At 58.3% G+C, this 5,787-nt stretch carries 9 protein-coding genes; 6 read left to right on the top strand and 3 right to left on the bottom strand.

The genetic code is table 11. The features are described from left to right. Both ACXJ5O_RS17015 and ACXJ5O_RS17010 read left to right on the top strand, forming a co-directional pair. Window positions 1–267 (top strand): Bug family tripartite tricarboxylate transporter substrate binding protein (locus tag ACXJ5O_RS17015; protein ID WP_457300916.1); only part of this gene is annotated, 267 nt, incomplete at its 5' end. Window positions 268–465: 198 nt separating this feature from the next. Beyond that, window positions 466–1,179, top strand: coding sequence for an SDR family oxidoreductase (locus ACXJ5O_RS17010; RefSeq protein ID WP_457300915.1), 714 nt, complete (start codon window positions 466–468; stop codon window positions 1,177–1,179). On the opposite strand, the gene ACXJ5O_RS17005 is transcribed toward ACXJ5O_RS17010, so the two are convergent. Beyond that, window positions 1,176–1,868, bottom strand: a complete 693-nt coding sequence (locus tag ACXJ5O_RS17005; RefSeq protein ID WP_457300914.1) for an ArsR/SmtB family transcription factor — start codon at window positions 1,866–1,868, stop codon at window positions 1,176–1,178. The two genes, ACXJ5O_RS17010 and ACXJ5O_RS17005, sit on opposite strands and share 4 nt — an antisense overlap. A gap of 131 nt (window positions 1,869–1,999) precedes the next feature. On the opposite strand from ACXJ5O_RS17005, the gene ACXJ5O_RS17000 reads away from it, so the two are divergent. Next, entirely contained in the window at window positions 2,000–2,329 is a 330-nt protein-coding gene (locus ACXJ5O_RS17000) for an NIPSNAP family protein (protein WP_112528429.1), read from the top strand. Then, on the top strand, window positions 2,326–2,673 hold the full coding sequence (locus ACXJ5O_RS16995; protein ID WP_457300913.1) for an antibiotic biosynthesis monooxygenase family protein: 348 nt from the start codon (window positions 2,326–2,328) through the stop codon (window positions 2,671–2,673). Before ACXJ5O_RS17000 ends, ACXJ5O_RS16995 begins: the two co-directional genes overlap by 4 nt. Here ACXJ5O_RS16995 and ACXJ5O_RS16990 read toward each other — a convergent pair. Further along, the gene (locus tag ACXJ5O_RS16990; RefSeq protein WP_210001723.1) at window positions 2,664–2,804 is read right to left on the bottom strand and encodes a hypothetical protein; all 141 of its coding nucleotides are present in this window, start codon (window positions 2,802–2,804) and stop codon (window positions 2,664–2,666) included. The genes ACXJ5O_RS16995 and ACXJ5O_RS16990 overlap by 10 nt on opposite strands. Window positions 2,805–3,051: 247 nt before the next feature. Continuing rightward, window positions 3,052–4,035: an iron exporter MbfA gene (gene mbfA / locus ACXJ5O_RS16985; RefSeq protein WP_457300912.1), complete on the bottom strand. Its 984-nt coding sequence runs from the start codon at window positions 4,033–4,035 to the stop codon at window positions 3,052–3,054. Window positions 4,036–4,183: 148 nt separating this feature from the next. On the opposite strand from mbfA, the gene ACXJ5O_RS16980 reads away from it, so the two are divergent. Continuing rightward, a complete protein-coding gene (locus tag ACXJ5O_RS16980; RefSeq protein WP_457300911.1) occupies window positions 4,184–4,804 on the top strand; it encodes a LysE family translocator in 621 nt (206 codons plus the stop codon). Between the two features lie 140 nt (window positions 4,805–4,944). After that, window positions 4,945–5,787: cysteine synthase A (gene cysK, locus ACXJ5O_RS16975; protein ID WP_457300910.1), on the top strand; the 843-nt coding region annotated here is incomplete at its 3' end.

Below are 5,787 nucleotides of genomic sequence, written 5' to 3'. Positions count from 1 at the left end.
GTACCAACGGTCGCTGAGGCCGTGCCGGGCTATGAGACATATACCTGGAATGCATTGTTTGCGCCCGCCGGGACCCCACCCGAGGTTGTGGCTCGCCTCAACGAAGCGGCCAACGCGGCGCTAAAAGACCCTGCCGTCGTTTCGCGCATGAAAGATTTCAGTGCGACGATTGTCGGTTCAACACCAGACGAGCTTGCGACACACGTCAAGGCAGAAATCCAGAAGTGGGAGCCTGTCGTAAAGAGCACGGGCGTGACTATGGATTGATACAGCGTGGATTTGAGTGGGGGGAAAATCCCTCCACTCAAACTCTCACAATTATTTCAAGAATTTCAATTCGACTTTTGACTCATTTTCGGAAGTTCGTTCAAAATATTTGAGCCTCGCTGCCTGCTGAATTCGTTTGCGCCGGAGCTACCGATCAAACATGCTCCCCGCCATTCAAAAACTTGAAAGGCGAGCATCATGACCGACACTTCACAAGCACCAGTTGCAATCATCACCGGTGGAGGAGCCGGCATGGGTGCTGCCATCGCGCGCGAATTGCACGAGCGCGGCTATCGTCTCGGATTGATGTCGCCGTCCGGCAGTGCGGTCGAACTTGCCGCCGAGCTTGGCGGTGTCGGCATCAAGGGTTCTGCTGGCGAGGCAACAGATCTGGAGGCGCTGGTTGAAAAGACCGTCGAGGCCTATGGCCGTGTCGATGCTGTCGTTAATCATACCGGCCATCCGCCGAAGGGCGATCTCCTCGATATAACGGATGAAAATTGGGCGATCGGCAATGATCTGATGGTGTTGAGCGTGGTGCGCATGGCGCGGCTGGTGACGCCCCATATGCTAAAGCAGGGCAAGGGCGCCTGGGTGAACATCACGACGTTCGCCTCCTTCGAGCCAAGCCTTGTCTTTCCTGTTTCCTGCGCCTATCGCGCGGCCGTCGGCGCCTATACCAAGCTCTACTCCGACCGCTATGGCGCCGACAATATTCGCATGAATGCACTTCTGCCGGGGTACATCGACAGTCTCGACCACAAGCCCGGAACCGAAGACAAGGTACCCATGAAGCGGCTTGGGACGATGGCGGAAATTGCCAAGACAACCGCGTTCCTGCTGTCAGACGATGCAGGCTATATCACCGGCCAGAACATACGGATCGATGGCGGCGTCACGCGGCATGTTTAGAGACTGACGCCGAATGTCTCGCGCAGCTGTCTCTGTCCATTCGGCGTCACCGACACGGCGCGGGTTCCTTCCAGCCGCCTGATCCAGCCATTGTTGAAGCAGTGGCTGCACAACGCTGCGCCGATTGCGCCGGCAAGATGCGGGCGGCGCTCGCTCCAGTCGAGGCACGGCCGGCACAGAATGCGGCTGCGCTTGGCGGTCAACGCTTCGATATCGATGCCGGCGCGAGCGAACAGCGCAAGCCCGCTATCCGTCACTTCGCCTGCATCGAGGCCAAGGTCGAGATGGCCGGCATCGATCAGCGCATCGGTGATCGAAACGCCGAGATGCCCGGCGAGATGATCATAGCAGGTGCGCCCTGCTCTGAGCGCGGCATCGCGTGGGCCGGTCCGTAGTGGCTTGGCTGTAACTCCCGGCGCGGCGAGCCGCATGATGCTCTCGATCATCTGGGCCACGGCAGGCGAAGCTAGCCGGTGATAGCGATGCCGGCCCTGCTTCTCCACCGCGAGAAGGCCGGCCTCGGTCATGCGCGTCAGATGGCTGCTGGCGGTCTGCGCGGTGATGCCGGCGAGTTGCGCGAGTTCCGATGCGGTCAGCGCGCGGCCGTCCATGAGCCCGTTGAGCATGCTCGCACGACCGGGATCACCTGCAAGCGCGGCTATTTCGGCAAATCTCGCATTGTTCGACATGGTCGTTTCCGGGTTTGTTGGCCAATCGAGAATGACCCAACACAAACGATGATGCTTCGAAAACGATCGAAGTATCAAGCGCTATTGCTGCTTATAAAGGTGGTCAACCCACAGGCAACGGAGTGACCGAAATGACCATTACCTGTTTCATCAAATATGAAATCGATCCCTATCAGAAGGACGCTTTCGAGGAATATGCGCGCAACTGGAACGAGGCAATACCGCGTTGCGGCGCAGATCTCATCGGCTATTATGCGCCGCATGAGGGCTCGGCCACGCTGGCCTACGGCGTTTACAACATCGAGAACCTGGCCGCTTACGAAGCCTATCGCGCGCGGCTTATGGCCGATCCGCTGGGGCGGGCCAACTACGAATTTTCCAGGGATAAGCGCTTTATCCGGCGCGAGGACCGTACATTCCTGCGCCTTGTGACAGGAACGAATGGAGGAATGCTCAAGTGATTGCGGTGATTTTTGAGGTGGAGCCGGCCGAAGGGCGCGGCAAGGATTATTTCGACCGGGCAGCGGACCTGAAGCCGCTGCTGGAGACGATGGACGGCTTTATTTCAGTTGAGCGGTTTCGCAGCCTTGCCAACGAGAACCGCTATCTCTCCCTGTCGTTCTGGCGCGATGAAGCCTCAGTGGCGGCTTGGCGCCAGACCGAGGAACATCGACTGGCTCAACGTGACGGCCGCGCCGGGATCTTTGCCGACTACAGGCTGCGGATTGCGTCCGTTGTACGTGATTATGGGTTGCGTGCCCGTGATGAAGCTCCGCTTGATGCGCGAGTGTACCATCACGCCTGAACCTGGTGGTTACGCTGGGCACAGGCCGGTCCGGGGCCACGCATGTAGTGGCGCTCGGGCCGGTAACTCGGAGCAATGAATTCTCGCACGACGCGTAGCGTATCGCGTAGCTGGATAATCATGGTCATCATTCTGGTCTCTTGTTTTTGGCATACCGGACGAGGCCGATAGCGATCAATTAGCTAAAATTTAATGCATAAAGATGAACGCCTCCTGAACGGCGTTGGTTAAAATCACATGAATTCATAGAAAATTAGCCTTAACCAGTTGGGCAGAAATATCTTTTCGCAACAGGAAAAGGGCGAAAATTCGCCCTTTTTGCTCCAACAAGGCGCCCGAAAAGTTGGTCAATCGCGTGGATTTTCTATGAGAACCGAATCACGCATTCCCGATCAATATGCCTGTCGCCAATACGAGCCCCCCGCCGAGAACAACCTGGATTGCGGCGCGGAAGAATGGCGTCTCCATGAAGCGGTGCTGGATATAGGCGATGGCCCAGAGCTCGATGAAAACGACGATCGCGGCGATTGTCGTGGCCGTCCAGAAATCCGAAATGAGATAGGGCAGCGCGTGACCAAGGCCACCGATCGCCGTCATCAGGCCATTGGCGAGGCCGCGCTTTAAGGGTGAGCCACGCCCGGACAATTTTCCGTCGTCATGCGCGGCTTCCGTGAAGCCCATGGAAATACCGGCGCCAAGCGAAGCAGACAGACCGACGAGAAACGTCTGCCATGTGTCCTGTGTGGCGAAGGCGGCCGCAAAAATCGGCGCAAGGGTCGACACGGAACCGTCCATCAGGCCGGCAAGACCTGGCTGGATATAGGTCAGGATAAGCTGTCGCCGTTCGGTCTGTTTCTCGACCTCCTGCACGTCGTCGGGCGTGTGCTGCGCACCAAGCCGGTGAGCAAGTGACTCATGCGCCTTCTCAGCAATGGCGAGGTCGCCCAGGAGCTTGCGCGTAGAGGCATCCCGCACAAGTTTCAGCGCCTCGATATAGAAGCGGTAGGCCTGTTCCTCCATCTTCTCAGCCATTTCCCGCACCTTCTCTATACCGAGCGGGCGAACCAGCCAGTCCGGCTTGCGCTCGATATAGCCGCGCACGTGCTCCCTGCGGATGAGTGGTATCTGGTTGCCGAAACGCTCCTGATGCAGATCGATCAATGCCTGGCGATGACGGTTTTCCTCATCCGCCATCTCGTCGAAAACCTTGGCGCTTTGCGGAAAGTCCTCGCGCAGCCCATCCGCATAGGCGAGATAGATGCGCGCGTCGTCCTCTTCCGACGAAATGGCCAGAGCCAGCAATTGCTGTTCGGAGAGAGAGGCGAGTTCATGGCGGCGATGACCGAAAAAACGGCTGAGCATGGCGTGATCCCAAATTAGAATAGTTCTAAACTATAGATTCAAAGCCCTGTGTTCAAGGTGTAATCGGGTTCTTTTCACGGTCCATGGACAGAAGCCGGACCTCGGAGTATCTTCCGCCTCCGCCAACCTCCACTTATAGAGAACGATCATGACGCTTGCCGGTTTTGTTGCCTATTCTGGTGCCCTTGCCATCGCCGCCGCTATCCCCGGCCCGGGGGTGACCGCCCTCGTTGCGCGGGCACTCGGCTCGGGGTTTCGCTCATCGCTGTTCATGTCGCTCGGGCTGATCATCGGCGACCTCACTTACTTGACGGCAGTGGTGCTTGGTCTTGCCATGGTGGCGCAGACATTCGGCACGATTTTCCTGGTGATCAAATGGGCGGGCGTCGCGTATCTTGCCTATCTTGCCTGGGGATTCTGGACATCGGGCATTTCGGCGGAAAAGATCGAAGCCAAGAAAAGTCGCGGGGGTGCTGTCTCCAGCATTGTGGCCGGCTTGACGGTGACGCTTGGCAATCCAAAGACCATGCTTTTCTATATCGCCCTGACACCCACTCTCGTCGACCTGCATACGATCACGCTGGCCGACTATTCGATCCTCGCAGCGCTGACTGTTTTGGTTCTGCTCGTGGTGCTGGTGCCCTATCTCGCACTGGCAGCGAAGGCGCGAGGATTGCTCGCCTCGCCCCGGGCGCTAAAACGGCTGAACCGCACAGCGGCAGCCTTTATGGCGGGCGCTGCGCTCGCCATAGCAGGTCGCTCCTCCTGAGCTGGAATGGTATTACAGCTGTAGCCAAATATTAGTATTTTCTTCTAAGCGGCATCGTGTTTACGCATGGGGCCAACTAGGAATTTTCAGGCGAGGCCCATAAGATCGCCGCACGACCCAAACAGGATCAGGAGATATTCATGAGCAATGACAGCGCGCGCAAGCCAGGCCGTGGCCGTATCTACAATTCCATTGTCGATACGATCGGCGATACACCCCTGGTCCGTCTCGACAAACTGGCCAAGGAAAAGGGTGTGGGCGCCAATCTTCTGGCCAAACTCGAATTCTTCAATCCTATTGCCAGCGTCAAGGACCGTATCGGCGTCGCGCTGATCGAGGCGCTCGAAGCGCAGGGCAAGGCGAAGCCGGGCAAGACCACGCTCGTCGAACCAACCTCCGGCAATACCGGCATCGCGCTCGCGTTCGCCGCCGCCGCCAAAGGTTACCGGTTGATCCTCACCATGCCTGAAACCATGTCGGTCGAACGCCGCAAGATGCTTAAGCTGCTCGGCGCAGAGCTGGTGCTGACCGAAGGCGCCAAGGGCATGAAGGGCGCCATTGCCAAGGCCAACGAGCTGGTCGAGACCATTGGCGACGCGGTCATCCCCGGTCAGTTCGACAATCCAGCCAATCCTGAAATCCACCGCCGGACCACCGCCGAGGAAATCTGGAACGATACCGACGGCACAGTCGACATTCTGGTTGCCGGCATCGGCACCGGCGGCACGATTACCGGCGTCGGCCAGGTGTTGAAGCAGCGCAAGCCGAGTGTGCGGGTTATTGCCGTGGAGCCCAAGGATTCGCCCATTCTTTCCGGCGGCAATCCCGGCCCGCACAAGATCCAGGGCATAGGCGCAGGCTTTGCTCCCGCTGTGCTCGATACGCACATTTATGACGAGGTCGTGCAGGTCTCAAACGAGGATTCCTTCGCCAATGCGCGTCTCGTAGCGCGGCTTGAAGGCGTGCCTGTGGGGATATCATCG

This window comes from Phyllobacterium sp. P5_D12, assembly GCF_054049495.1.
The sequence above is the reverse complement of the archived record's forward strand: the minus strand, read 5'-3'. Positions and strand labels throughout refer to the sequence as shown.

Excerpts from the sequence above, each read along its gene's own strand:
- ACXJ5O_RS17000 (WP_112528429.1), top strand. The coding sequence starts at position 2,000 with ATGACCATTACCTGTTTCATCAAATATGAAATCGATCCCTATCAGAAG.
- ACXJ5O_RS16990 (WP_210001723.1), bottom strand. The coding sequence starts at position 2,804 with ATGATGACCATGATTATCCAGCTACGCGATACGCTACGCGTCGTGCGA.
- mbfA (WP_457300912.1), bottom strand. The coding sequence starts at position 4,035 with ATGCTCAGCCGTTTTTTCGGTCATCGCCGCCATGAACTCGCCTCTCTC.
- ACXJ5O_RS16980 (WP_457300911.1), top strand. The coding sequence starts at position 4,184 with ATGACGCTTGCCGGTTTTGTTGCCTATTCTGGTGCCCTTGCCATCGCC.
- ACXJ5O_RS17005 (WP_457300914.1), bottom strand. The coding sequence starts at position 1,868 with ATGTCGAACAATGCGAGATTTGCCGAAATAGCCGCGCTTGCAGGTGAT.
- ACXJ5O_RS17010 (WP_457300915.1), top strand. The coding sequence starts at position 466 with ATGACCGACACTTCACAAGCACCAGTTGCAATCATCACCGGTGGAGGA.